The sequence below is a fragment of the Streptomyces sp. SID8374 genome (assembly GCF_009865135.1).
Lineage (GTDB): Bacteria > Actinomycetota > Actinomycetes > Streptomycetales > Streptomycetaceae > Streptomyces.
Genome location: NZ_WWGH01000001.1, coordinates 2,207,480 through 2,233,079 on the forward strand (window position 1 = coordinate 2,207,480; position 25,600 = coordinate 2,233,079).

Here is a 25,600-nt window from a genome sequence, read left to right on the forward strand (position 1 = left end):
TCACCTGGGACGGCGTGACGGCGTACACCTCGGTACAACGAGCCCAACGTGCTGTGGGTCACATTCCGTTCCCCCGTACGGCAGGTATGGACCGTTTTCAGCCATTCCCGTCCGTCACTCCCGCCCCACCAGGCGCGAAGGTGTCACTATTCCCGGCAAATCCGGCAGAACAGCCACGCGCATTGACACCCTCGCGCCCGGGTGGTGGGCTCGGACCCCACTCAGGCCTTTTCGAGGGAGCGCGACGTGCGGTTCGGGCGCAGGAAGCAGGCCACGGCCGTTGCCGTCGCCGTGATCGGCGGGCTGCTGAGCCCCTTCGCACCGGCTGCGACCGCCGCCCCTCTCGACCCGGGCAACCCCCCCGCCACCGCGCCCGACCGCGCCGACAGCGCGCAGCCGCCCGCCGTCTGGCCCCGGCCGCAGAGCATCAAGGCCACCGGACCCGCCCTGCCGCTCGGTACCGAGGCCACCGTCGTCGCCGAGCCGGGCGCCGATCCGTACGCCGTGGAGGAGCTCCGCTCCCTGCTGCGGGCGGCCGGTGTCACGACCCTGCACGAGACCCTGCCCGGCCGCGGGCCCCTGGTCCGGATCGGCGGCCCGGGCGCCGGGGAAGCCCTGCGGGCGCTGCGCGCACCCGACCGCGCCGACCTGCCCGCCGGCGGCTACCGGATCGCCTCCGGCCAGGTCGCCGGGCGCGCCACCGTCGCCCTGGACGGGCTCGGCGAGGACGGCCTGTTCCATGCGGTCCAGACGCTGCGGCAGCTGGTGAGCGGCGGCGCCGTGGCCGGTGTCGTGGTGCGGGACTGGCCGGGCACGGCCGTACGCGGCATGGCCGAGGGGTTCTACGGACAGCCCTGGACCCAGGAGGAGCGGCTCGCACAGCTCGCCTTCATGGGCCGCACCAAGCAGAACCGGTACCTCTACGCGGCGGGCGACGACCCCTACCGGCTGGCCCGCTGGCGTGAGCCGTACCCGGCCCAGAAGCGGACCGAGTTCCGGGCGCTGGCGCAGAAGGCCGAGGCCGAGCATGTGACGCTCGGCTGGGCCGTCTCGCCTGGGCAGGCCATGTGCATGGCCTCCGACCAGGATGTCCGGGCGCTGACGAAGAAGATCGACGCGATGTGGGCGCTGGGCGTGCGGGTCTTCCAGCTCCAGTTCCAGGACGTCAGCTACAGCGAGTGGCACTGCGACCTGGACGCCGAGACGTTCGGCAGCGGCCCCAAGGCGGCGGCCCGCGCGCAGGCCGAGGTGGCGGGTGCGGTCGCCCGGCACCTGGAGGAGCGCCACCCGGACGCGGCGCCGCTCTCGGTGCTGCCGACGGAGTTCTACCAGGACGGGGCGACCGACTACCGCACGGCGCTCGCGGCCGAGCTGGACGACCGGGTGCAGGTGGCCTGGACGGGTGTCGGGGTCGTACCGAAGAAGATCACCGGCGGTGAGCTGGCCGGGGCGCGCGCCGCGTTCCGCCACCCGCTGGTGACGATGGACAACTACCCGGTCAACGACTACGCCCAGGACCGGATCTTCCTGGGGCCGTACACCGGCCGGGACCCGGCGGTGGCGAGCGGTTCGGCGGCGCTGCTGGCCAACGCGATGGAGCAGGCGTCCGCCTCGCGCATCCCGCTGTTCACCGCCGCCGACTTCGCGTGGAACCCCAAGGGATACCGCGCGGACGAGTCCTGGCAGGCGGCCGTGGACGACCTGGCGGGCGGCGACGCGGGGGCCCGGGAGGCGCTGCGGGCGCTGGCGGGCAACAGCGCGGACTCGGTGCTCGGCTCGGAGGAGTCCGCCTATCTGCAACCCCTGTTCGCCGCGTTCTGGCAGTCCCGGGCGGCCGCCGCCCCGGTACGCGAGCGGGCGGCGCGCGAGCTGCGGGCGGCCTTCACCGTGATGCGGCAGGCCCCCGACCGGCTCGCCACCCCCGCCGAAGGGCGCCTGGCCGACGAGGTGCGCCCCTGGACCGAGCAGCTGGCCCGCTACGGCCGCGCCGGTGAGATCGCCGTGGACCTGCTCCAGGCCCAGGCGGCGGGCGACGGGGCGGCCGCCTGGCGGGCCCAGCTGGCGCTGGAGCCGCTGCGCCAGGAGATCGCGGCGGGCCGGGCCACTGTGGGCAAGGGGGTGCTGGACCCCTTCCTGGACCGGGCCGAGAAGACCGCCGACGGGTGGAACGGGGTCGACCGGTCCAGCGGCCGGGTCAGCAAGGACACCCACAGCTACACGGTCCAGCTGGGCCGGGCCCGCCCGGTGGAGGCCGTGACGGCGCTCGCCGAGCCCGGGCCCGATCTGGCCGGTGCGGTCGTGGAGGCCCACGTTCCGGGCGAGGGCTGGCGGGCGCTGGGGCAGCTGTCCCCGACCGGCTGGACCCAGACCGCCGCGAAGGGGCTGCACGCCGACGCCGTACGGGTCACGGTGCCCGAGGCGGCCCGGACCACGCCCCCGTCGTACCTGAGCCCCAGCCTGCCGCCGGCCCCCGCGATCCCGGCGGGCGCCCCGAGGCTGCGCGCCCTGGTGCCGTGGTTCGGGGACGAGCCCGCCGCCACACTCGACCTGGCGCACGGCGAGACGGACGCGGAGATCGGCGGGGAGCCGCAGCGGGTCGCGGCGCGGCTGGCCGGGCGGCGTCCGGCCGAAGTGAAGGGCGCGCTGACCGCGAAGGCCCCCAAGGGCATCGAGGTGCGGGTCCCGAAGCAGACGACCGTGCCGCGCGGGTCCCGTACCGAAGTGCCGGTGGACATCACCGTTCCGGCGGACACCCCGGCGGGTGAGTACGAGGTGCCGCTGACCTTCGGCGGCCAGGAGTCCACGCTGACCGTGCGGGCCTTCCCGCGCACGGGCGGCCCGGATCTGGCACGTACGGCCAAGGCCTCCTCCTCCGGCGACGAGACCCCGGACTTCCCCGCATCCGCCGCCTCGGACGGCGACCCGGAGACCCGGTGGTCCTCACCGGTGGAGGACGGCGCGTGGTGGCAGGCCGAGCTCCCGCAGCCGGTGCGGCTGGGGCAGGTGGTGCTGTCCTGGCAGGACGCGTACGCCGCCGGCTACCGCATACAGGTCTCCGCCGACGGCCGTAACTGGCGCACCGCCGCGACCGTCCGGGAGGGCCGGGGCGGGCGCGAGTCGGTGCGGATGGACGCGAAGGACACCCGGTTCATCCGGGTGCAGGGCGACGCGCGGGCGACGCAGTACGGCTACTCGCTGTGGTCGGTGGAGGCGTACGCGGTCGCGGAGTGACCTCCGGCGTACGCGGTCGCGCCCCGGCGCACACGGTCGCGGAGTGACCCGTACCACGGCTGAGGGCGAGTGACCCGTACCGCAGGCCCGCCCCGGGGACGGCAAAGGGCCCGGTCTCAGGCGGAGACGCCGTCGATCCGGGCCATCACGTCGTCCGCGCCGAACGGTTGCAAGTACGGCAGCCAGCGCGGGTCGCGGTGTCCGGTCCCGATGATCCGCCAGGCCAGGCCGGTCGGCGGGGCGGGCTGGTGGCGCAGCCGCCAGCCGAGCTCGGGCAGGTGGCGGTCGGCCTTGACGTGGTTGCAGCGGCGGCAGGCCGCCACCACGTTGTCCCACGCGTGCTGTCCACCGCGGCTGCGCGGGATCACGTGGTCGACGCTGGTCGCGGCGGCCCCGCAGTACATGCAGCGCCCCCCGTCCCGGGCGAACAGCGCCCGGCGCGTCAGGGGAACGGGCCCCCGGTAGGGGACCCGGACGAAACGCTTGAGCCGGACCACGCTGGGCGCGGGCACGGCACGGGTGGCACTGTGCAGGAAGGCGCCGGTCTCCTCGAGGCAGATGGCCTTGTTCTCGAGGACGAGGACGAGCGCGCGGCGGAGCGGTACGACGCCGAGCGGCTCGTACGACGCGTTGAGAACCAGGACGTGCGGCACGGTGGATGCCTCCTTGTACGCCGGCGGCGCGTGGCTCGCGCCGGGACGATCCGATCTCAGTCTCTCCTCATGCCTGGTCGAAGCGCCACCACGTAGGGGTAACGGGCCGGGAGGATTTTTCTCACCCTCCGCCACGGCGGGCGCCGGCCCGGCTCCGGAGCGGGGCCTCACCAGGGCGGCCGTGCGCACTGTGCGATCGGCCACAGCACACGTATCCCCGGTGAGACCTGTCTCTCCCCCGAGGACGGCAACGATCCACTCCCCCGGCTTCGTTAGTCTTATCGGTCAACCGTCGTCCCTCTGGAGGTCCCCGCCGTGCACCTGTCCGTCCTCTTGGCCGCAGCCCCGTCGCCCGAACCGGGCGGCTCGCTGGAGGAAGCCGCCGAGCAGGCCGGGAACGCCGCGGGGTGGGTCGAGGAGAACTGGTCCACCTGGCTGAGCACCGGTCTGCGGATTCTGCTGATCGTGGCCGTCGCGGTCACGCTGCGCTATCTGATCCGGCGCGCCCTGACCAACTTGATCGACCGGATGAACCGCAGCGCCCAGGCGGTGGAGGGCACGGCCCTGGGCGGTCTCCTGGTGAACGCGGAGCGCAGACGCCAGCGCTCGGAGGCGATCGGCTCGGTCCTGCGGTCGGTGGCCTCCTTCATGATCCTGGGAACGGCCGCGCTGATGGTGCTGGGCGCCTTCAAGATCAACCTGGCGCCACTCCTCGCCTCCGCCGGTGTCGCCGGTGTGGCGCTCGGTTTCGGCGCCCGCAACCTGGTCACGGACTTCCTCTCCGGCGTCTTCATGATCCTGGAGGACCAGTACGGGGTCGGGGACACGATCGACGCGGGGGTGGCCTCCGGTGAGGTCATCGAGGTGGGCCTGCGGGTCACCAAGCTGCGCGGCGACAACGGCGAGATCTGGTACGTCCGCAACGGCGAGGTGAAGCGGATCGGCAACCTCAGCCAGGGCTGGTCCACCGCCGGGGTCGACGTCACGGTCCGCCCGACGGAGAGCCTGGAGCACGTCCGCGAGGCGATCTCCACCGCCGCCGAGGCCATGGCGAAGGACGAGCCCTGGTCGGAGCGGCTGTGGGGCCCGGTGGAGGTGCTCGGCCTGGACGCGGTCCTGCTGGACTCCATGACGGTGCGGGTCACCGCGAAGACGATGCCGGGCAAGTCGGTGGGCGTGGAGCGCGAGCTGCGCTGGCGCATCAAGCAGGCGCTGGACGACGCGGGCATCCGGATGATCGGCGCGGTGCCGCTCCAGACGGAGGCCGAGTCCACGGCGGACCCGACGGCGGCGATGGCGCCCCCGTCGGCGTACGCGTCGGCCACCTCCCCGCAGTCGCTGGCGGCGACGCCGATACCGCCGCAGACCAACCTGAACAAGTAGGCCCGTGCCGCGACGCCCCCGACCGCCCCTGGATCCCAGGAAGGCGGCCGGGGGCGTCCGCGTGTCCCGCCGTCCGAGGTAACGCTTTCATTGCCGGACGGGCGTCCCCCATTGACGCCCCGGTGACCTGCGTCTTACCGTCCTCCCAGAATAGGAAACTTTCCTAACAGAGTCGCCGAGGGCGGGGCATCCACGATGACGGGAACCACACCGGGCACCCCCCGGGTGCTGCGGGCCATGAACGACCGGGCCGCCCTCGATCTGCTGCTGGAGCACGGGCCCCTCTCCCGCACCCGGATCGGCAAGCTGACCGGCCTCTCCAAGCCCACCGCCTCCCAGCTCCTGGCCCGGCTGGAGGCGGCCGGGCTGGTCGTCGCCACCGGGACCAGCGAGGGGCGCCCCGGGCCCAACGCGCAGCTCTACACCGTGAACGCGCGCGCCGCCCATGTCGCCGGACTCGATGTGAACGAGCGGCGCATCATCGCCGCCGTCGCCGACGTGACCGGGGCGAGCGTCGGGCAGTTCGAGCTGGCCACGCCCGGCCGGCGCGCCGACAGCGTGGTGCGGCAGGTCGCCGACGCGCTGGACGGGGCGGTGAAGGAGGCCGGGCTCACCCGCGCCGACATCCACCGGGTCGTCATCGGCACCCCGGGCGCCTTCGACCCGAGCACCGGGCGGCTGCGGTACGCCTCGCACCTGCCCGGCTGGCACTCCCCCACCCTCCTGGACGAGCTGGCGGCGTCCCTGCCGATGCCGGTGGAGTACGAGAACGACGTCAACCTGGTCGCCGTGGCCGAGCAGCGCCTCGGTGCGGCCCGCGGCCACGAGGACTTCGTGCTGCTGTGGAACGAGGAGGGCCTGGGCGCCGCCCTCGTCATCAACGGGCGCCTGCACCGCGGCTTCACCGGCGGCGCGGGCGAGGTCGGCTTCCTGCCGGTGCCCGGGACCCCCCTCGTACGCCAGGTCGTCAAGGCCAACAGCGGCGGCTTCCAGGAGCTGGCGGGCGCCCAGGCGGTGCCCCGGCTCGCCAAGGCGCTCGGCATCGACACCCCCCAGCAGCCGCACGCGCAGGCCGCCGCCACCCTGCTGGAGCGGGCGGCCGCCGCGTACGAGCAGGACGAGGCGCTGACCGAGCTGCTCGGCCAGTACGCCCACCGGCTCGCCACCGGCCTCGCCTCCGTCACCGCCGTCCTGGACCCCGGGCTGATCGTGCTCTCCGGCGGTGCGGTCGCGGCCGGCGGCGAGATCCTGCGCTCCCTCATCCAGTCCGAGCTGGCCGAACTCGCCGCCTCCCGGCCCCGGCTGGTCCTCGGCGAGATCGATCGCACCCCGGTGCTGCGCGGCGCCCTGGAGAGGGCGCTCGCCGACACCCGCGACGAAGTGTTCGACACCTCGCGCTGAGTCCGCCCCCTCCCCGTCCCTGGCCTCGCGCCGAACCCGTCTCCTCCCCCGTCCCTGTCGTCTGCTTCTCTTCCCCGCCCCTGGGAGCTTTGTCATGCGCACAAGCCGTCTCGCCACCACCGCTGTCGCCGTCGCCGCGATATCGGTGCTCGCCACCGCGTGTACCGGCCAGTCCGAGGCCGGGGCCACCGACGACCCGAAGGCGAAGACCACGATCAACTTCTGGCACGGCTGGAGCTCGCCCGCCGAGGTCAAGGCCGTCCAGGAGAACATCGACCGGTTCGAGAAGGCCCACCCGAACATCACGGTGAAGGTCTCCGGCAACATCAACGACGACAAGCTCAACCAGGCGCTGCGCGCGGGCGGTTCGAACGGGCCGGACGTCGTCTCGTCCTTCACCACCGCCAACGTCGGCAAGTTCTGCTCGTCGGGCGCCTTCGCCGACCTCAAGCCGTTCATCGAGAAGTCGGACCTCGACCTGGAGAAGACGTTCCCGAAGGTCCTCCTCGACTACACCCAGTTCGAGGGCAAGCGGTGCGCCCTGCCGCTGCTCACGGACGCCTACGGCCTCTACTACAACAAGGGCGCCTTCAAGAAGGCCGGGATCACCGCGCCGCCCAAGACCATGTCCGAACTGGCCAGCGTCGCCAAGAAGCTGACGGTCGAGAAGGGCGACACCTACCAGCAGCTCGGCTTCATGCCGAACTTCCACGGATACGAGACCGTCGCCGACCACTACATGTCCTCGTGGGACCACAAGTACTTCGACGAGAACGGCAAGTCGAACATCGCCAAGGACCCGGCGTTCGCGGAGATGTTCACGTACCAGAAGAAGCTCGTGGAGGACCTCGGCGGCTACGCGAAGCTGGAGAAGTACCGCGGCACCTTCGGTGACGAGTGGGGCGCCAAACACCCCTTCCACACCGGCCAGGTGGCCATGCAGCTGGACGGCGAGTGGCGGCTCGGGATGGCCGAGGACGCCGGGGCCGGCTTCGAGATCGGGGTCGCGCCGATGCCCGTCGCCGACGACGAGGCGGACAGCTACGGCAAGGGCTTCCTCTCCGGCACCATCGTGGGCATCGCCCCGGCCAGCAAGAAGCAGAACGCCGCCTGGGAGCTGGTCAAATACATGACCAGCGACACGGAGGCGGTCGTCAACTTCGCCAACGGCATCCGCAACGTGCCCTCGACCTTCGAGGCGCTGAAGTCGCCCGGCCTGAAGTTCGACCCGCGCTTCAAGACGTTCCTGGACATCGCCCAGCACCCGAAGTCCAGCACCCCGGACGGTGCCGTCAACGGCTCCACGTACCAGCAGACGATCCAGGACTTCGGCTACCAGTACGAGAAGGGCGCGGTGAAGGACCTCCAGGCCGGTCTGGAGAAGACCGCGCAGCAGATCGACACCGACATCGCCAAGGCCAAGTAGCCCGACGATGACGACGCACACTCTCCGCTCCAAGCGCCGCAGATCGGCGTTGCGGAACGCGGCCTTCATGTCGCCGTGGCTGATCGGGTTCTCGGTCTTCTTCGCGTACCCGATGGTCTCGACGGTCTACTTCTCCTTCACGGAGTACGACGGGTTCGGGGCGCCGGCCTTCAACGGGCTGACGAACTGGACGTACGTCTTCCAGGACTACCCGATGTTCTGGCCGTCCCTGTGGAACACGCTCTGGCTGGTGGTCGTCATGGTCACCTGCCGGGTCGTCTTCGGGCTCGGGATCGGGCTGCTGATCACCAGGATCAAGACGGGGACGGGCGTCTTCCGGACGCTCTTCTACCTGCCGTACCTGGCCCCGCCCGTCGCCGCGACGCTCGCCTTCGTCTTCCTGCTCAACCCCGGCACCGGGCCGGTCAACGCGATCCTGGGGGACCTGGGCCTTCCGACGCCCGGCTGGTTCAACGACGCTGCCTGGTCCAAACCGGCCCTCACCATGCTGGCGGTCTGGGGCATCGGGGACCTGATGGTCATCTTCATGGCCTCGCTGCTGGACGTGCCGACCGAGCAGTACGAGGCGGCCGAGCTGGACGGCGCCTCCGCCTGGCAGAAGTTCCGCTTCGTGACCCTGCCGAACATCGCGCCGATCGTGCTGTTCGCCGTGGTGACGGGCGTCATCCAGGCGATGCAGTACTACACCCAGCCGCTGGTGGCCGGAAAGGTCGCCTCCGGGGTCATCGGCGGCTCAGGCCAGTCCTTCGAACCCGGCTATCCCGACAAGTCGACACTCACGCTCCCCCAGCTCGTCTACAACCTCGGCTTCCAGCGCTTCGACTACGGCGCCGCCTGTGTCGTCGCCCTCATCCTGTTCGCCCTGGCCATGGCTTTCACCGCGCTGCTCATGCGGGGCCGCAACAACCTGATCCAGGCCGGTGACTGAGCCATGACCCACCTCCTCGACAAGCCCGCCCCCGCCGCCCCGGCGAAGGCCCCGCACACGCCCGCCGCGCGCACCGCACGCCGTAAGGCGCTGCTGCACTGGATAGCCGTCCACTCGCTCGGGATCGCCGCCGCGCTCTTCTTCGTGCTGCCGTTCGTCTTCGTGGTGCTCACCTCGCTGATGAACGACCAGCAGGCGCTGACCCGCGACCTCACCCCCAACACCTGGGAGTGGGGCAACTACAGACAGGTCTTCGAGACGCCGGGCTTCCTTGTCTGGTGGCGCAACACCCTCTTGTACGCGGGACTCGGCACCGTACTCACCGTCGTGTCGTCGATCCCCGTGGCGTACGCGCTGGCGAAGTTCCGCTTCCGGGGCCGCAAGCTGTCCCTGATGCTCGTCATCTCGATGATGATGCTGCCGCCGCAGGTCGTCATCATCCCCATGTACCTGTTCTGGGCGAAGCAGATGGACCTCTCCGGCACCCTGTGGCCACTGATCATCCCGATGGCCTTCGGTGACGCGTTCTCCATCTTCCTGCTGCGGCAGTTTCTTCTGACCATCCCGAACGAGTACCTGGACGCGGCCAAGGTGGACGGCTGCGGTGAGTTCCGTACGCTGATCAAGGTCGTCCTGCCGATGGCCAGGCCCGGCATCGCGGCCATCGCGCTCTTCCAGTTCTTCGCCGCCTGGAACGACTACTTCGGACCACAGATCTACGCCTCCGAGAACCCGGCCGCCTGGACGCTCAGTTACGGCCTGGAATCCTTCAAGGGCGCACACCACACCGACTGGAACCTGACCATGGCCGCGACCGTTCTGGTCATGGCCCCCGTGATCGCCGTCTTCTTCTTCGCTCAGAAGGCATTCGTCGAGGGCGTCACACTCACCGGAGTAAAGGGCTGACAATGAAGCTCGCAGTAGTTGGTGGCGGGTCCACCTACACCCCTGAACTGATCGACGGCTTCGCCCGGTTGCGGGACACGCTGCCGGTCGAGGAGCTGGTGCTCGTCGACCCGGCGGCCGACCGGCTGGAGCTGGTCGGCGGCCTGGCGCGGCGGATCTTCGCCAAGCAGGACCACGCCGGGAAGATCACCACGACCACCGACCTGGACGCGGGTGTGGCCGGCGCCGACGCCGTCCTCCTCCAGCTGCGCGTCGGCGGACAGGCCGCGCGCAACCAGGACGAGACCTGGCCGCTGGAGTGCGGCTGCATCGGCCAGGAGACCACCGGCGCGGGCGGTCTCGCCAAGGCGCTGCGGACCGTGCCGGTCGTCCTGGACATCGCCGAGCGGGTGCGCCGCACCAACCCGGACGCCTGGATCATCGACTTCACCAACCCGGTCGGCATCGTCACCCGGGCCCTGCTCCAGGCCGGGCACAAGGCGGTCGGCCTGTGCAACGTGGCGATCGGCTTCCAGCGCAAGTTCGCCCGGCTGCTGGAGGTGAACCCCTCCGAGGTCCACCTGGACCATGTGGGGCTCAACCACCTCACCTGGGAGCTGGGCGTGCGGCTGGGCGGCCCGGACGGCGAGAACGTGCTGCCGAAGCTGCTGGCCGAGCACGGCGACGCGATCGCCGACGACCTGCACATGGACCGGAAGCTCGTGGACCGGCTCGGCGTCGTCCCCTCGTACTACCTGCGCTACTTCTACGCCCATGACGAGGTCGTACGGGAGCTGGGGACCAAGCCGTCCCGGGCCGCCGAGGTCGCGGCGATGGAGAAGGAGCTGCTGGCGATGTACGGCGACCCGACGCTGGACGAGAAGCCCGAGCTGCTCGCCAAGCGCGGCGGCGCGTTCTACTCGGAGGCGGCCGTGGACCTCGCGGCCTCCCTGCTGGGCGGTGGCGGTTCGCCGGTCCAGGTGGTGAACACGTACAACAGGGGGACGCTGCCGTTCCTCCCGGACGACGCGGTCATCGAGGTGCAGGCGCGGGTCGGCCACGACGGTGCGACCCCGCTGGCCGTCCCGGCGCTGGACCCGCTGTACGCCGGTCTCATCGCCAACGTGACGGCGTACGAGGACCTCGCCCTGGAGGCCGCGCTGCGCGGTGGCCGGGACCGGGTCTTCAAGGCGCTGCTCTCCCACCCGCTGATCGGCCAGTACGAATACGCCGAGCAGCTCACCGACCGGCTGATCGCGCACAACCGGGAGCACCTCGCGTGGGCGTGAACGTCTCGGTCGTCGCCGTCGACGCGGGCAACAGCAAGACCGATGTGGCGTTGATCGGTGACGACGGCACCGTTCTCGCCACGGCCCGGGGCGGCGGGTTCCAGCCGCCGCTGGTGGGCGTGGACTCCGCGATCGACGTCCTGGGTTCGGTCCTGGAACGGGCGGTGGCCGCGCTGCCGGACCGGATGGGTGCTGAACCGCCTTCCGCGCCCTGCTCGTTCGGCCATATATCCGCCTGTCTCGCCAACGCCGACCTGCCGGTCGAGGAAGCCGAGCTGGCCCGGGCGCTGGAGGCCCGCGGCTGGGGCACGTCGGTGGAGGTGCGCAACGACACCTTCGCGATCCTGCGCGCGGGGGTGGACGAGCCCCGGGGCGTCGCGGTGGTCTGCGGGGCCGGGATCAACTGCGTGGGCATGGTGCCGGACGGGCGGACCGCCCGCTTCCCCGCGATCGGCCGGATATCCGGTGACTGGGGCGGCGGTGCGGGGCTCGCGGAGGAGGCGCTGTGGTTCGCCGCCCGTGCCGAGGACGGGCGCGGTGAGCCGACCGAGCTGGCCCGTGCGCTGCCGGGCCACTTCGGCCTCGACTCCATGTACGCGCTGATCGAGGCGCTGCACCGGGGCGCGGTCCCGCTGACCCGGCGGCACGAGCTGACGCCGGTGCTGTTCGCGACGGCGGCCGCCGGGGATCCGGTGGCCGCCGCGCTGGTGGAGCGGCTGGCCGAGGAAGTGGTGGCGATGGCGTCGGTGGCGCTCACCCGGCTCGGGCTGCTGGAGGAGGAGGCGCCGGTGCTGCTGGGCGGCAGCGTGCTGGCCGCGCGCCATCCGCAGCTGAACGACCGGATCGCCGAACTGCTGGCGGTACGCGCCCCGAAGGCGGCGGTGCGGGTGGTCTCCGAGCCGCCGGTGCTGGGGGCGGCGCTGCTGGGTCTGGATGTCACGCGGGCGGCGCCGGAGGTCCACCGGCGGCTGCGGGCGCAGTACGCCTGATCTCCCGGACGGCCCGAACGAGGGAGGGGCGTCCCGTCGCGTTCGACGCGGTGGGGCGCCCCTCCCTCGTTCGGGGGAACGCGGAAGGGACCGGGGAACCGATCGGGCGCCCCACACGTGTACCTGATGGGGAGTCCGGAACGCGTGGGGATGGCTGGACGGTCGGGGAGGCTCGGGGCGGAACGGAGCGGTGCGAAGGGGCCGGCGACGATGCCGGTTCGCTTATGGGGATGTTTCGGGGCACCTTGCGCCGATCGCCTTGATCGGCCGCGTCCGCCCTGATCGAATGCGTTGACCGGTGCGGGATCCAGGCGTTCGTGATGTGCGTGCCCGTCCCCGCGGCCATACTTCTGGCCGGGCACCGGCCCCGATCGCCCGGGGCCCGGGGACCGTCAGTGACCGAGGGGGAGGTCGAGTGACACAGCTGCCGCAGGGCGGCCCGCAGACGCGGCGCGCGCCCGATCAGGCGCCCGCGCCCACCGGCCTGCCCGCACAACGGCGGAGCACCTGGGCCGTGCGGAGCCGTCGGCTGCGCGCCGTGGCGACGACCGAGCCCGGCCGCCTCCAGATCATCGGGGCCGTGCTGGCGCTGCTGGTTGTGGCGTTCGGGGCGGTGACCGCCCTGGAGATCTCGCACCGGGCCTCCGCCGCCGACGACGTGGTGGGACGCAGCCAGCCGCTCAGCGCGGACGCGGCGAACATCTACCGCTCGCTCGCCGACGCGGACACGATGGCGGCCAGCGGCTTCCTCGCGGGGGCGCAGGAGCCGAAGGCCGTCCAGGACCAGTACCGCAAGGACATCGAGGAAGCGGCCCGGCTGCTGGTGAAGGCGTCGGCGAACACCGACTCCTCGACCAGCTCCTGGCAGGAGATCACCACCCTCAACGAGCTGCTGCCCGTCTACACCGGTCTGATCGAGCGGGCCCGCGCCAACAACCGGCAGGGGCTGCCGCTGGGCGGCGCCTATCTCCGGTACGCCAACCAGAAGATGAGCACGGAGCTGCTGCCGGCCGCCGAGCGGCTGTACGCGGCGGAGACGGGCCGACTCGACCGGGACGCCGCCGACGCCCGGCAGTGGCCCTTCCTCTCGCTGGCCGCCGGACTCGTCGTGCTGGGCGCGCTGGTGTGGACGCAGCGCCGCAACTACCGCCGCACCAACCGGGTGTTCAACCACGGACTGCTGGTGGCGACGGCCGCCGCGTCGGTGGTGCTGCTCTGGCTGGCGGTGGGGCACACGGTGGCCCGCACCGAGCTGCGGTCGGCGATGGCGCACGGCCAGGAGTCACTCGACGTGCTCAACAACGCGCGGATCAACTCCCTGAAGGCGCGCGCCAACGAGAACCTCACCCTGGTGGCGCGCGGCGCCGTGCTGACCGCCGACGGTTCGGCCGACCAGTACGAGACGGACTACACCACGGGCATGAAGGCCCTCCAGGCGCAGCTGAAGCAGGCCGAGCGGCTGGCGGACGACGAGAGCGGCAGCGCCCCGGTGGCCAAGGCCGCCAAGGGCGTCACCGAGTGGCAGGAGCGCCACCGCAAGGCGCGCGCCACGGACGACCAGGGCGACTACGACGGCGCGCTGGAGCAGATCATCGGGGCGAAGGACTCCACGGGGCAGTCCTTCCAGCAGGTCGACACCGCGCTGCGGACGGCGCTCGCCCATGAGCAGGGCGAGTTCACCGCGGCCGCCGAGGACGGGCGAGGGGCCCTGCGGGGCCTGCCGATCGGAGCCGCCGCGCTGGCGGTGCTGGGAGCGGTCGCCGCGATCCTCGGGGTCAACCGCAGGCTCTCGGAGTACCGGTGAGAGGGGCAGCGATGACCAGGTCGAGAATGTGGGCGAGGCGCCGCCCCGCGCGCAGCACGCTGCGCGGCTGGGGCGGGGTGACGGCGATGGCGGTGGCGTGCGTGATCACCGCCGCGCTGACCCTGCTGCCGCTCTCCTGGCACAGCGGGCGGACCGCCGGAGCGGAGACATCGGGCACCGGCGTGACGACAACCGCGCCGGTGCGGGCCGAGGCGTGCACCGATCCGGAGGCGAGCCTGCCGCCCTCGTCGGCGGACGGGCCGGGCATCGCGAAGATCAAGGCGCGCGGGAAGCTGGTCGCCGGCGTCGACCAGAACAGCTACCGCTGGGGCTACCGCAACCCGTACAGCGGTGAGCTGGAGGGGTTCGACATCGACCTCGTACGGGCGCTGGCCAAGGACATCCTGGGCGACCCGAACGCGGTGATCTTCCGGGCCATCCCCACCAACCAGCGCATCGCCGCCCTGGAGCGGGACCGGGTCGACGTCATCGTGCGGACGATGACCATCAACTGCAAGCGGCTGGAGCAGGTCTCCTTCTCCACCGCCTACTTCCGGACCGGGCAGCAGATCCTGGCCCCCAAGGACTCCCCCATCACGGGGTACGACGCTTCGCTGAAGGGCAAGCGGGTCTGCTCCGGCGAGGGCACCACCGCGTACGAGGCGCTGGAGAAGGAGTCGTACGGGGCGATATTCAAGGACGAGTTCGACGGCACCGAGCGGGACCGGGACCAGCTGACCGTCCCCAACCAGCTGGACTGCCTGGTCCGCCTTCAGCTCGGCGAGGTCGACGCCGTCCTCACGGACAACGCGCTGGGCGCCGGGCAGGCGGCGCAGGACCCGGCGGTGGCCCTCAAGGGGGCGGGGCCGTTCACCACCGAGTTCTACGGCGTCGCGGCGAAGAAGGGGGCCGACGATCTGGTGGCCCGGGTCAACAAGGTCCTGGTCGACTACCGGGCGGGCGGGAAGGACAGCGCCTGGATGGTGTCGTACCGCAAGTGGCTGGCGGCCGGGCTGCCCGGCATCACGGAGCCGCCCGCCCCGAAGTACCGCAGCGAGTGAACCCGGCGCGCCGGGCCACGTACGTACCCGAGGGGACGTGTGCCGGAGTGGACGCGTCCGTACCGGAGCAACTGACCCCGTCCGGGCCCACCGGCCCGGCGGCGAGAGCGGAGAGGTGATCTATGGGTGTCGCGGGATCCTTCCCCAGCTTCGCGGGGAGGCCCCCTGGCCCGGTCATGGACCGGGACGAGGCGGACCGTGCGCTGGCCCGGCTCGGCGCGGAGCACGAGGCCATCGAGACCTCGCTCCTGGCCCTCCAGGACCATGCGGGCCGCCGCCTCCTGGAGGGCGCCGAGCTGACCGGTGTCACCCGGGAGCGCTGGGCCGCGACCGAGCAGTCGATCACGCTGCTGTGGGGGTATTTCGACGCCTACGCGGGCGCGCTGGAGGAGGCCCGGGACATACGGGCCCGCCGCCGCTACCCCAACCGGGAGGACCTGGCCGCCCTGACCGAGCTGCTGCGCGGCGACGCGGTCACCGTCGCCAACTCCGGTGCGGTGCCGCCCTCATCGGTGACGGGCCAGGCCCGGCTCTCGGAGCGGTTCTCGCTCCAGGAGCTGGTCGCCCGGATGAACGAGCTGTACGCCAGGTCGCTGGACATGGTCGTCGCCTCGGACTCCGTCTGGTCGGCGCTGCCCGCCCGGATCGACCTGCTCGCCGCCGAGCTGCACCGCACCCGTTCGCTGGCCCACTCGGTCGGGGTGCGCCCCGGTGAGCACCCGGCCGGGGACGACCTGGAGGAGATCACCGAGGAGCTCACCACGCTGCGCGTCCAGGTGATCTCCGACCCGCTGGCGTTCTGGCTGCCGGGCCCCGGCAGCGCCGCGCCCGGCGGCGGACGCCCGGACACCTCCCGCTACGACCGGGCGGCCCGCGCCCTGGAGGACGTACGGCGGGAGATCGAGGCGGTGCTCGCGGTGCGGCAGGACGCCGAGGCGCGGCTGATGCGGCTGCGGGACGTGCTCTCACGGGCCGACCGCACGCTGACCGAGGCGCGGGCGGCGCGCGGCGAGGTGCTGGCCAAGATCGCCGCCTCCGAGGTGCCCGCCGTCAGCGGACCGGCGACCGCCCTCCAGGAGCGGCTGGACATCGCCGCCGAGTACCGCAGGCGCGCCCAGTGGAACCGCCTCTCCCCGCTGCTGGAGTCGCTGGAGCAGGAGGCCGAGGAGGAGCTGCTGCGCGCCCGGGAGTCGCTGACCTCGGTGACGGCCCCGCTGGCGGTCCGCGCCGAGCTGCGCGGCCGACTCGACGCGTACAAGGCGAAGGTGGCCCGGCACGGCCTGGCGGAGGACCCGCTGCTGATCGAGAGGTACGACGCGGCGCGCCGGATGCTGTGGAGCGCGCCCTGCGATCTGCGGGTGGCCGAGCAGAACGTGCTGCGCTACCAGCAGGCGGCGGCCGAGCTGCTGACACCGCGCCCGCCCGAGGGTCCCGAGGACCGGCGGGACGGCGGCGGGCAGGGCGGCCAGGGGGACCAGGGGGAGACACGATGAGTACGCAGTGCCAGCGCCCGGCGTGCGAGGGCGCCTACGAGGACATGGGCGGCGGTGAGCTGTTCTGCGACACCTGCGGTCTGGCCCCGGTCGTCTCGCCGACCGGCATGCTCAGTTCGCCGCCCACCGGGATCGCGGGCGGCGGCCGGGCCAGCGCCCGTTCCAGCAACCGCAACAGCTCCTCGCAGCGCTCCTCCTCCCGCGCCTCCGCGCGCACCTCGTCCCGTTCGTCGACCTCGCGGCGCTCGGTGTCGGGTCGGCTGTCGCGCTCGCTCTCCGGCTCCCTCGCCTCCCGCTCGGTCTCGGTGCGCTCCTCGGGCTCGTCGGCCGCCTCCTCAACCCGGGGCCGCCTCGGCGTCGGCCTGGTGGAGGTCCCGGACGTGCCCCGGCCCGACCCGCGTACGGCGGTGATGGAGAACCCGGAGGTGCCCGAGCGCAAGCGGTTCTGCTCCCGCTCGGACTGCGGTGCCCCGGTGGGGCGTTCACGCGGGGACCGGCCCGGCCGCACCGAGGGGTTCTGCACCAAGTGCGGCCACCCCTACTCTTTCGTGCCGAAGCTGACCGGCGGCGACGTCGTGCACGGCCAGTACGAGGTGGTGGGCTGCCTGGCGCACGGCGGGCTCGGCTGGGTCTACCTCGCGGTGGACCGGGCCGTATCGGACCGCTGGGTGGTCCTCAAGGGGCTGCTGGACACCGGCGACCAGGACGCGATGGCGGCGGCCATCTCCGAGCGCCGCTTCCTCGCCGAGATCGAGCACGCCAACATCGTCCGCATCTACAACTTCGTGGAGCACCTGGACCAGCGCACCGGCTCACTCGACGGATACATCGTCATGGAGTACGTCGGCGGCAAGGCGCTCAAGGAGATCGCCAACCAGCGCCGCACCCCGTCCGGCAAGCGCGACCCGCTCCCGGTGGAGCAGGCCTGTGCGTACGGGATCGAGGCGCTGGAGGCGCTCGGCCATCTGCACAGCCGCAACCTGCTCTACTGCGACTTCAAGGTCGACAACGCGATCCAGACCGAGGACCAGCTCAAGCTGATCGACATGGGCGCCGTGCGCCGGATGGACGACGACGAGTCCGCCATCTACGGCACCGTCGGCTACCAGGCCCCCGAGATCGCCGAGGTCGGCCCGTCGGTCGCCTCCGACCTCTACACGGTGGCGCGGACGCTGGCGGTCCTCACCTTCGACTTCCAGGGGTACACGAGCATCTTCGTGGACTCGCTCCCGGACCCCGACAACATCGAGGTGTTCCGCACCTACGAGTCCTTCTACCGGCTGCTGGTGCGGGCCACCGACCCGGACCCGGCCCGGCGGTTCGCCTCCGCCTCCGAGATGGCCGAGCAGCTGACGGGGGTGCTGCGCGAGGTCGTGGCACTCCAGACGGGGCGGCCGAGGCCGGCGCTGTCGACGCTGTTCGGTACGGAACTGCGGGTGACGGACACGGAGTTGTTCGCCGAGCAGGTGGACGACGTCTCCCGGCTGGGCTCCCGGGCGGCCGCCTCGGGGCGCGGTGGGCGCTTCGGACGCCGCAAGGGCGGTACGGGGCCGCTGCCGGCCGTTCCGGCGCAGGGTGGCGGCGTACCGGGGCAGGGCGTTCCGGTGGCTCCGGGTGCCGTGACGTCGGCGGTGGCCGGGGCGCTGCCGATGGGCGGGCAGCCGTCCGGTCCGGGGGCGGGCGCGTGGTCTCCGGCAGGGGCGGCTCCGCTGACGGCGGCGGCGACCCATGTGCGGGGCGGCCCGCCGGGCGGTGCGGGCGCCGGTTCGTCTTCCGGTCCGCAGAGTGCCCCGAGCACCGGTTCGTACGCCGGTCCGCGCAGCGGCGACCCGGCGACGGCGTACGCGCCCCCCGCGCACGCCCCTGTACCCGCGCCCCGGGAGGCCGCATCCGCCGCACGGCCCGGACCCACCGGCCCGTACGGACCCTTCGGGACGACCGCCGGGGGCGTCCGGCTGGCCCTGTTCGACGCGCGGGGCACCGCGCTGGCGCTGCCGGTCCCCCGGGTCGACGCGAACGACCCGAACGCCGGTTTCCTCGCCGGACTGATGGCCTCCGCCCCCGCCGAGCTGATCGCGGCCCTGCACATGGTGCCCGCCGCCTCGCTGGAGACCCGGCTGCGGGAGCTGCGGGCCCGGCTGGAGATGCGTGAACAGGACTCCGCCGCCGCCGCGTTGACCGAGCTGGAGGCCCGGCACCCGGACGGCTGGCGGGTCGTGTGGTACCGGGGCATCGCCTCGCTGGTGACCGGGGACCACGAGATCGCGGCGCTCTCCTTCGACGCGGTGTACGACGCGTTCCCCGGGGAGCCCGCGCCCAAGCTGGCGCTGGGGATCTGCGCGGAGGTGCTGGGCCAGCTGGACAACGCCGCCGAGTACTACCGCCTGGTGTGGGCGACCGACCCGAGCTTCGTGAGCGCCGCGTTCGGCCTGGCCCGGGTGCAGATCGCCGCCGGGGACCGGGCGGGGGCGGCGCGGACCCTGGAGTCGGTGCCGGAGGCGTCGATCCACTACACGGCGGCCCGGGTCGCAGCCGTACGCGCACGGCTGCGCGAGCGGGACCCCGCCGAGCCCCTGCTGACCGACCTGACGGCCGCGGCCGTCCAGGTGGCGGCGCTGACCGGGTTCGGCCTGGACCCGGTGCGCCGCGAGCAGTTGACGACCGAGGTACTGGGCAAGGCACTGGACTGGGTACTCTCCGGTAGTCCCGGCGCCCCGCTGCCGGGCAAATCGCCGGCCGGACCTCCGGGCACCCGGAAGCTGCTCGACGCCGAACTGGACGAGCGGGGGCTGCGGTTGGGCCTGGAACGCTCGTACCGCATACTCGCCCGGCTCGCCCAGCGGGGCGACGAGAGGATCGAACTGGTGGAGCGGGCCAACCGTTTCCGCCCCCGGACGTGGGTGTGAAGATGTCAGAGAGCCACCAGCAGCCCGCCCTGGCGAGGTGCCCCGGCTGCGAGGAACCCCCGGCGTCCGGCGACCTGTTCTGCGGAGCGTGCGGCTACGACCTCACGGCCGTACCGGCCCGCCCGGACGACCGGCCGACGATGGCGATCACGGTGCCGCCTGCGGGGGCGCCGGGGGCTGCCGCGCCGACTGGGGGGCCGTCTGCGCCTGCCGCACCCCCGTCCGCGCCGCCCGCCGCGCCCGACGCACCTGCGCCGCCGGTGGCGGCCGTGGAGTGGCCCGCCGCTTCCTCGACGGACAGCTCAGACGTGCCCGCGCCCGTGCACCGGCCGACGGACCTGCCCGGCACGGACTCGGGCGGCACGCCGCTGCCGACGACGCCTCCGGCGTACGAGGGCGGGCAGGCGGTGACGTCCCCGGTGGGCCACGACGGGCAGGCCCCGACGCCACCGGTGCGCCACGACGACCGGGCGGCGGACCCTGGGCGCCACGACGACCGGGCGGCGTCTGCGGGGCAGGCCGCTGAGGAGCCCGCCGGGGCGCCCGCTGCCGGGCCTGCCGTCACGCCCGCCGCGTCCCCGCCCGCCGAATCCCCCGACAGCTCCGGCGACTTCGCGCTCGCCGCGCCCGATCCCCGTACGGCGGAGCCCACACCGACGCCCGCCGCCGGGACGAAGGTCTGCGTCGCCTGCCGGTCCGGCCGGGTCGACCCCGACGGGTACTGCGAGAACTGCGGGCACGCCCAGCCCCGCGAGCGCGACCACATGGAGCAGGAGCTCGGCTCGGTGGCCGCCGTCAGCGACCGGGGCCTGCGCCACCACCGTAACGAGGACTCCTTCGCGGTCTCCTCGACCGCGCTGCCGGACGGTTCGCCCGCCGTCGTCGCGATCGTCTGCGACGGCGTCTCCTCGGCGAGCCGGCCCGACGAGGCGTCGGCCGCCGCCGCGAGCGCCGCCAACGAGGCGCTGCTGGAGTCCCTGCCGCGCGGCACGCACCCGCAGCAGGCGATGCACGAGGCCATCGTCGCCGCCTCCGAGGCGGTCAACGCGCTGGCCCAGGATCCGCCGGGAGCAGCCGAGCACGAGGCCCACCGCCATCAGAACGCCCCGGCCTGCACCCTGGTCGGCGCGATCATGGCGGGCGGCCTGCTGGTCGTCGGCTGGGTCGGCGACAGCCGGGTCTACTGGGTGCCGGACGACCGCACGGGCCCGCCCGCCCGGCTCACCGAGGACGACTCCTGGGCCGCGCAGATGGTGGCGGCGGGCCTGATGACCGAGGCCGAGGCGTACGCGGACGAGCGCGCCCACGCCATCACCGGCTGGCTCGGCGCCGACTCCTACGAACTGGAGCCGCACACCGCCTCGTTCAAGCCGGACCGCCCCGGCCTGGTGGTGGTCTGCACGGACGGCCTGTGGAACTACGCGGAATCCGCCGAGGAGATGGCCGCCGCCGTGCCTCCCGAGGCCCACCGGCGCCCGCTGCACGGCGCCCAGGTGCTCGTCGGGCACGCACTCGACGGCGGGGGCCACGACAACGTAACAGTGGCGCTGCTGCCGTTCGCCGTGGAGCCGCAAGGGGCAGGATCGGCCTGCACCACCGTTTGAGCCTCAAGGAGCAGACCAGATGGCCAACTTCTCGAAGTCGAACGTGCCGCAGTTCTCCGTCGAGGTGTACCAGAACGCGTTCCTGCCGGAGGGCGGCCGCGAGGTGAACGCGATCGTCACCGTCACCTCGACCGGCGGCGGCACCACCGGCGGCATCCCGCTGCCCGGCGCGGCGGCCTCACCCGGACACGTCCCCGGGTACGGACCCGGGCCGGGGCAGGGGGCGAGCGCCGCGGTGGTGCTGATGGTCGACTGTTCCGGTTCGATGGACTACCCGCCCACCAAGATGCGCAACGCGCGCGACGCGACGGCCGCCGCCATCGACACGCTGCGCGAGGGCACGCGGTTCTCGGTGGTCGCCGGTACGCATGTGGCCAAGGAGGTCTACCCGGGCAACGGACAGCTCGCGATCGCCGGTGCGCAGACGAAGGCCCAGGCGAAGGAGGCCCTGCGGAGGCTGAGCGCGGGCGGCGGGACCGCGATCGGCACCTGGCTGCGGCTGGCCGACCGGCTGCTGGGCGCCGCCGACGTGGACATCCGGCACGGCATCCTGCTGACCGACGGCCGCAACGAGCACGAGGCGCCCGAGGACCTGCGGGCCGCGCTGGACTCGTGCGCGGGCCGGTTCACCTGTGACGCCCGGGGCGTCGGCACCGACTGGGAGGTGAAGGAGGTCACCTCCATAGCCTCCGCGCTGCTCGGCACCGCCGACATCGTCGCGGACCCCTCGCACCTGGCCGCCGACTTCACGCGGATGATGGAGAACGCGATGGGCAAGGAGGTCGCGGACGTGGCGCTGCGGCTCTGGACGCCCGTCGGGGTGGAGATCCGGTTCGTGAAGCAGGTCGCGCCCACGGTCGAGGACCTGACCGGCCGGCGTACCGAGGCGGGCCCGCGCGCCGGGGACTACCCGACCGGTTCCTGGGGCGACGAGTCCCGCGACTACCACGTCTGCGTCCTGGTCCCCGAGGCCGGGATCGGCCAGGAGATGCTGGCGGCCCGGGTCTCGCTGATCCTCCCCGACCCCTCGGGCGCGGGGGCCCCGCAGGTCCTCTCGCAAGGGCTCGTACGGGCGGTGTGGACGGACGACATGGTGGCCTCGACCTCGATCAATCCGCAGGTCGCGCACTACACAGGTCAGGCGGAACTGGCACAAGTCATCCAGCAGGGGCTGGACGCCCGCAAGTCGGGCGACTTCGACGGTGCGACGGCGAAACTGGGCCGTGCGGTGCAATTGGCATCGGCGTCCGGGAACCAGGACACTGCGAAACTGCTTTCGAAGGTGGTCGACGTCGTCGATGCGGCGACAGGTACTGTGCGACTGAAAGCGAAGGTCGCGGAAGCGGACGAGATGACCCTCGAAACGCGCTCCACCAAGACAGTTCGCGTCAAGAAGTAGCAGCACCGGTGGCCGAACGGTCACGATCGATCGACAGCATGACGGCCCCCGGGGCCGGACGAGGAGAGGGGGAAGCGCCGACATGCCGACCTGCCCGAACGGACACCAGTCGGGTTCAGAGGACTGGTGCGAGGTCTGCGGACACCGCATGACCGGAACGGGCGCCCCCGCCGGCGCCGTCCCCCCGCCGCCTCCGCCGCCCCCCGCACCCGGTTACGGCTACCCGCCGCCCGCCGGCAACGACGGCGGTCCGCCGACGATGCAGGCGGAGCTCTGCCCGCAGTGCCGCACGCCCCGCGAGGCGGGCGCCCCGTACTGCGAGGAGTGCCGCTGGAACTTCCTCACCAACACGGCGACCTCGTACACGCCACTGGCTCCGCAGCCCGGCGCGTCCAGCGGCCCGCCGCCCGGTCTCAACCTGCCGCCCGGCTTCCTGGCCCAGCAGGGTCCTGGTGGACAAGGCGGCCAGAGTGGTCAGGGAGGCCCCGGAGGACAGAGCGGCCAGGGTGGCCCCGGCGGCGGTCCCGGCGGCGCACCTCAGCAGCCCCAGGCCCAGCCCCCGTCCCAGCAGCACGACCCGTTCGAGTTCCAGGCTTCGCGGCCCTCGCAGATGAACCGCCCCGCCGAGCCACTCACCCCGGAGCAGACCGGTCACGGCGACCGGTCCGGTCACGGCGGCCAGGACGAGCGCGGCGGTCAGGGCGGTCCTCCGCCGAGCGCGTTCCAGCAGGGCCCGCCGCCTCCGCCCGTCTTCCAGCAGCAGGGACCGCCTCCCTCACACCAGCAGCAGTCGGCGCCCTCACCGTTCGAACCGCAGCAGTCCTCGCCGTTCGCGCCGCCCCAGCAGCAGTCCCCCCACGGCGGTGGCGGTGGCGACGACTGGGTGCTGCCACCGCCCTCCCAGGCGCAGGCACAGCAGCCGCCCCAGGCGTTCCAGCAGCAGGCCCCGTACCAGGGCCAGGGTCAGGGTCAGCAGGGCGGCCACCCCGACCAGCGTCAGGGCAGCCAGGGCTACGGCCAGGACCAGGGCTACGACCGGGGCGGCCGGCAGAGCCAGGGGCAGCAAGGCCAGAGCCAGGGTCAGGACCAGGGCTACGGCCAGGTCCCCGGCCAAGGACAGCCGCAGCAGCCCACCGCCACCACCTGGACCGCCGTCATCGCGCCGGACCGTGACTACTTCCTGGCGATGATGCAGCGCAGCGGCCCCGAGGCGACCGGGCTGAACCTGCCCGCGTACTCCCCCGAGCAGCGCCTGCCGCTCACCGGGAGCCAGGTCACCATCGGCCGCCGCCGGCACAGCACGGGCGAGTCCCCGGACATCGACCTGTCGGTGCCGCCGGAGGACCCGGGCGTCTCCCACCAGCACGCGGTGCTCGTGCAGCAGCCCGACGGCGGGTGGTCCGTGGTCGACCAGAAGTCCACGAACGGCACCACGCTCAACGGCGCCGAGGACCCGATCCAGCCGTATGTCCCCGTCCCCCTCCAGGACGGCGACCAGGTGCATGTCGGGGCCTGGACGACGATCACGATCCGCCGGGACTAGAGAGGAACGGCGCTTCCGGTCCTCACCCGGCCAGGGGCCAGGTATACGGCCCCTCCGGGTCGTCCAGCCACGCCCACTCCCGGCCGTCGGCGACCGTGACGCCGTACCTCTCCCGCTGCGGGCGCCCCTCGCGCTCCCAGAGGGAGAGGGCCTCGCGCGGGTCGAGGCTGCCCGCCGTCAGGGTCAGCAGGAACCGGAACAGCTCGTCCCCTATCGCGCGCCTCGGTACTCCGCCGGGGCGCGCGACCGGTTCGGAGTGCGGTGAGCCCCCGCGCAGGGGCACGAAGTACGCCGGGGTGTGCAGGAAGTGCCCCTCGGCGCGTGGACCGTGCGCCGTCGCGCGTACGTCCAGCGAGACGAGCCCGGTCGCGACCGGGGCCAGGATCCGCGCCCCCGGAGTGCACTGTTCCGGCCAGGCGGGCGGTACGGCGGGCAGCGTGCAGGTGGCGATGATCCGGTCGTACGGGGCTCGCTGCGGGCAGCCCCGGGCCCCGTCGCCGGTGATCACCGTCGGGCGGTACCCGGCGGCGGCGAGATGGCTGCGGGCCGCGTCCGTGATCTCCGGGTCGAGATCGACGCTGGTCACCGCCGCTTCGCCGAGCCGGTGGGAGAGCAGCGCCGCGTTGTAGCCGGGGCCGGTGCCGATCTCCAGGACGGTGTGCCCGTCGCGTACGTCGAGGGCGTCCAGCATCAGGGCCATCAGCGAGGGCTGGCTGGAGGACGAGATGAGCTCACCGTCCCGCATCCGGGTGGCCAGCGCCTCGTCCCCGTACACTCCGCGCACCCAGCGCCGACGTCGTACGGGATCGGGGTCCTCGCCCCAGAGCCGCTCGTAACCCCGGCTGCCGTGCACGTAGTAGTACGGCACGAAGAGGTGGCGCTCCACCTCCTCGAAGGCGGCACGCCAGGCGGGGTCGGTGAGCCCGCCCTGCGCGACGATGTCCCGCACCAGGGCCTGGTGCGCCTCCTCGACCTCAGGATCGGTCTCGGCCTCGGTCTCGGACGGGACTTCCCGGTGTGCGCCCATGTCTCCACTGTCCTGCGGCGGGACGGCGGAGGCGACCGCACGCGACCGCGCACGGATCGCGGAGGGTCCCGGCCATTGGTCCTAGGACCCCTGACCTCGGCCGGTGCGTCTGCGACCATGGACGGGTGACAGAGATTCCGCGCGACACGCTTCAGGAGCAGACCTTTTACGAGCAGGTCGGTGGCGAGGAGACCTTCCGGCGCCTGGTCCACCGCTTCTACGAGGGGGTCGCGGGCGACGAGCTGCTGCGGCCGATGTACCCGGAGGAGGACCTGGGACCGGCCGAGGAGCGCTTCGCCCTGTTCCTGATGCAGTACTGGGGCGGCCCGCGCACCTACAGCGACCACCGGGGCCACCCGAGGCTGCGGATGCGGCATGCCCCGTTCCGGGTGGACCGGGCGGCCCATGACGCGTGGCTGTCCCATATGCGGGTGGCGCTGGACGAGCTGGGGCTCGCGCCCGAGCACGAGAAGCAGCTGTGGGACTACCTGACGTACGCGGCGGCCTCGATGGTCAACACGGCCGACTGAGACGGCCCGGGCGGGCGGCGGTCCGGC

18 protein-coding genes are annotated in these 25,600 nt (G+C 72.9%); 16 read left to right on the plus strand and 2 right to left on the minus strand.

The window, feature by feature from the left end; translation table 11 throughout:
• Positions 1 to 246: 246 nt before the first annotated feature.
• Positions 247 to 3,231 carry a beta-N-acetylglucosaminidase domain-containing protein gene (locus GTY67_RS09865; protein WP_161278413.1) on the plus strand — a complete coding sequence of 995 codons (2,985 nt, stop codon included), beginning with the start codon at positions 247 to 249 and terminating at the stop codon, positions 3,229 to 3,231.
• 116 nt (positions 3,232 to 3,347) lie between these two features.
• Here the strand turns inward: GTY67_RS09865 and GTY67_RS09870 are convergent, their stop codons facing one another.
• Entirely contained in the window at positions 3,348 to 3,884 is a 537-nt protein-coding gene (locus GTY67_RS09870; protein WP_031122726.1) for an HNH endonuclease, read from the minus strand.
• Positions 3,885 to 4,199: 315 nt separating this feature from the next.
• Here GTY67_RS09870 and GTY67_RS09875 point away from each other — a divergent pair, with 315 nt between their 5' ends.
• The 14 genes from GTY67_RS09875 (at position 4,200) to GTY67_RS09940 (ending at position 24,016) form a co-directional block, all read left to right on the plus strand.
• Complete coding sequence (locus tag GTY67_RS09875) at positions 4,200 to 5,267, plus strand: mechanosensitive ion channel family protein (RefSeq protein WP_093687132.1); 1,068 nt, start codon at positions 4,200 to 4,202, stop codon at positions 5,265 to 5,267.
• A 195-nt stretch (positions 5,268 to 5,462) separates the two neighbouring features.
• Positions 5,463 to 6,668, plus strand: coding sequence for an ROK family transcriptional regulator (locus GTY67_RS09880; RefSeq protein ID WP_161278414.1), 1,206 nt, complete (start codon positions 5,463 to 5,465; stop codon positions 6,666 to 6,668).
• 94 nt (positions 6,669 to 6,762) lie between these two features.
• Entirely contained in the window at positions 6,763 to 8,094 is a 1,332-nt protein-coding gene (locus GTY67_RS09885) for an ABC transporter substrate-binding protein (protein WP_161278415.1), read from the plus strand.
• Positions 8,095 to 8,101: 7 nt separating this feature from the next.
• Positions 8,102 to 9,043 carry a sugar ABC transporter permease gene (locus tag GTY67_RS09890; protein ID WP_161278416.1) on the plus strand — a complete coding sequence of 314 codons (942 nt, stop codon included), beginning with the start codon at positions 8,102 to 8,104 and terminating at the stop codon, positions 9,041 to 9,043.
• 3 nt (positions 9,044 to 9,046) lie between these two features.
• Positions 9,047 to 9,949 (plus strand): carbohydrate ABC transporter permease, encoded by a 903-nt coding sequence (locus tag GTY67_RS09895; protein ID WP_093687124.1) that lies wholly within the window; start codon positions 9,047 to 9,049, stop codon positions 9,947 to 9,949.
• Between the two features lie 2 nt (positions 9,950 to 9,951).
• Positions 9,952 to 11,217, plus strand: coding sequence for a 6-phospho-beta-glucosidase (locus GTY67_RS09900; RefSeq protein ID WP_161278417.1), 1,266 nt, complete (start codon positions 9,952 to 9,954; stop codon positions 11,215 to 11,217).
• Entirely contained in the window at positions 11,208 to 12,206 is a 999-nt protein-coding gene (locus GTY67_RS09905; RefSeq protein ID WP_161278418.1) for a BadF/BadG/BcrA/BcrD ATPase family protein, read from the plus strand. The genes GTY67_RS09900 and GTY67_RS09905 overlap by 10 nt, the downstream gene beginning before the upstream one ends.
• 415 nt (positions 12,207 to 12,621) lie before the next feature.
• The gene (locus tag GTY67_RS09910; protein ID WP_161278419.1) at positions 12,622 to 14,010 is read left to right on the plus strand and encodes a hypothetical protein; all 1,389 of its coding nucleotides are present in this window, start codon (positions 12,622 to 12,624) and stop codon (positions 14,008 to 14,010) included.
• Positions 14,011 to 14,021: 11 nt separating this feature from the next.
• Entirely contained in the window at positions 14,022 to 15,071 is a 1,050-nt protein-coding gene (locus GTY67_RS09915; RefSeq protein WP_161278420.1) for a glutamate ABC transporter substrate-binding protein, read from the plus strand.
• Positions 15,072 to 15,193: 122 nt separating this feature from the next.
• Positions 15,194 to 16,564 (plus strand): hypothetical protein, encoded by a 1,371-nt coding sequence (locus GTY67_RS09920; protein WP_161278421.1) that lies wholly within the window; start codon positions 15,194 to 15,196, stop codon positions 16,562 to 16,564.
• Positions 16,561 to 19,470, plus strand: coding sequence for a serine/threonine-protein kinase (locus GTY67_RS09925; RefSeq protein WP_161278422.1), 2,910 nt, complete (start codon positions 16,561 to 16,563; stop codon positions 19,468 to 19,470). Before GTY67_RS09920 ends, GTY67_RS09925 begins: the two co-directional genes overlap by 4 nt.
• A 2-nt stretch (positions 19,471 to 19,472) precedes the next feature.
• A complete protein-coding gene (locus GTY67_RS09930; protein WP_161278423.1) occupies positions 19,473 to 21,074 on the plus strand; it encodes a protein phosphatase 2C domain-containing protein in 1,602 nt (533 codons plus the stop codon).
• Positions 21,075 to 21,093: 19 nt separating this feature from the next.
• On the plus strand, positions 21,094 to 22,473 hold the full coding sequence (locus GTY67_RS09935) for a VWA domain-containing protein (RefSeq protein WP_093688347.1): 1,380 nt from the start codon (positions 21,094 to 21,096) through the stop codon (positions 22,471 to 22,473).
• 82 nt (positions 22,474 to 22,555) lie between these two features.
• The gene (locus GTY67_RS09940; RefSeq protein WP_161278424.1) at positions 22,556 to 24,016 is read left to right on the plus strand and encodes an FHA domain-containing protein; all 1,461 of its coding nucleotides are present in this window, start codon (positions 22,556 to 22,558) and stop codon (positions 24,014 to 24,016) included.
• Between the two features lie 22 nt (positions 24,017 to 24,038).
• Here GTY67_RS09940 and GTY67_RS09945 read toward each other — a convergent pair whose 3' ends face one another.
• The gene (locus tag GTY67_RS09945; RefSeq protein WP_161278425.1) at positions 24,039 to 25,043 is read right to left on the minus strand and encodes a methyltransferase domain-containing protein; all 1,005 of its coding nucleotides are present in this window, start codon (positions 25,041 to 25,043) and stop codon (positions 24,039 to 24,041) included.
• A 125-nt stretch (positions 25,044 to 25,168) separates the two neighbouring features.
• On the opposite strand from GTY67_RS09945, the gene GTY67_RS09950 reads away from it, so the two are divergent.
• On the plus strand, positions 25,169 to 25,573 hold the full coding sequence (locus GTY67_RS09950) for a globin (protein WP_018511419.1): 405 nt from the start codon (positions 25,169 to 25,171) through the stop codon (positions 25,571 to 25,573).
• Positions 25,574 to 25,600 lie beyond the last annotated feature (27 nt).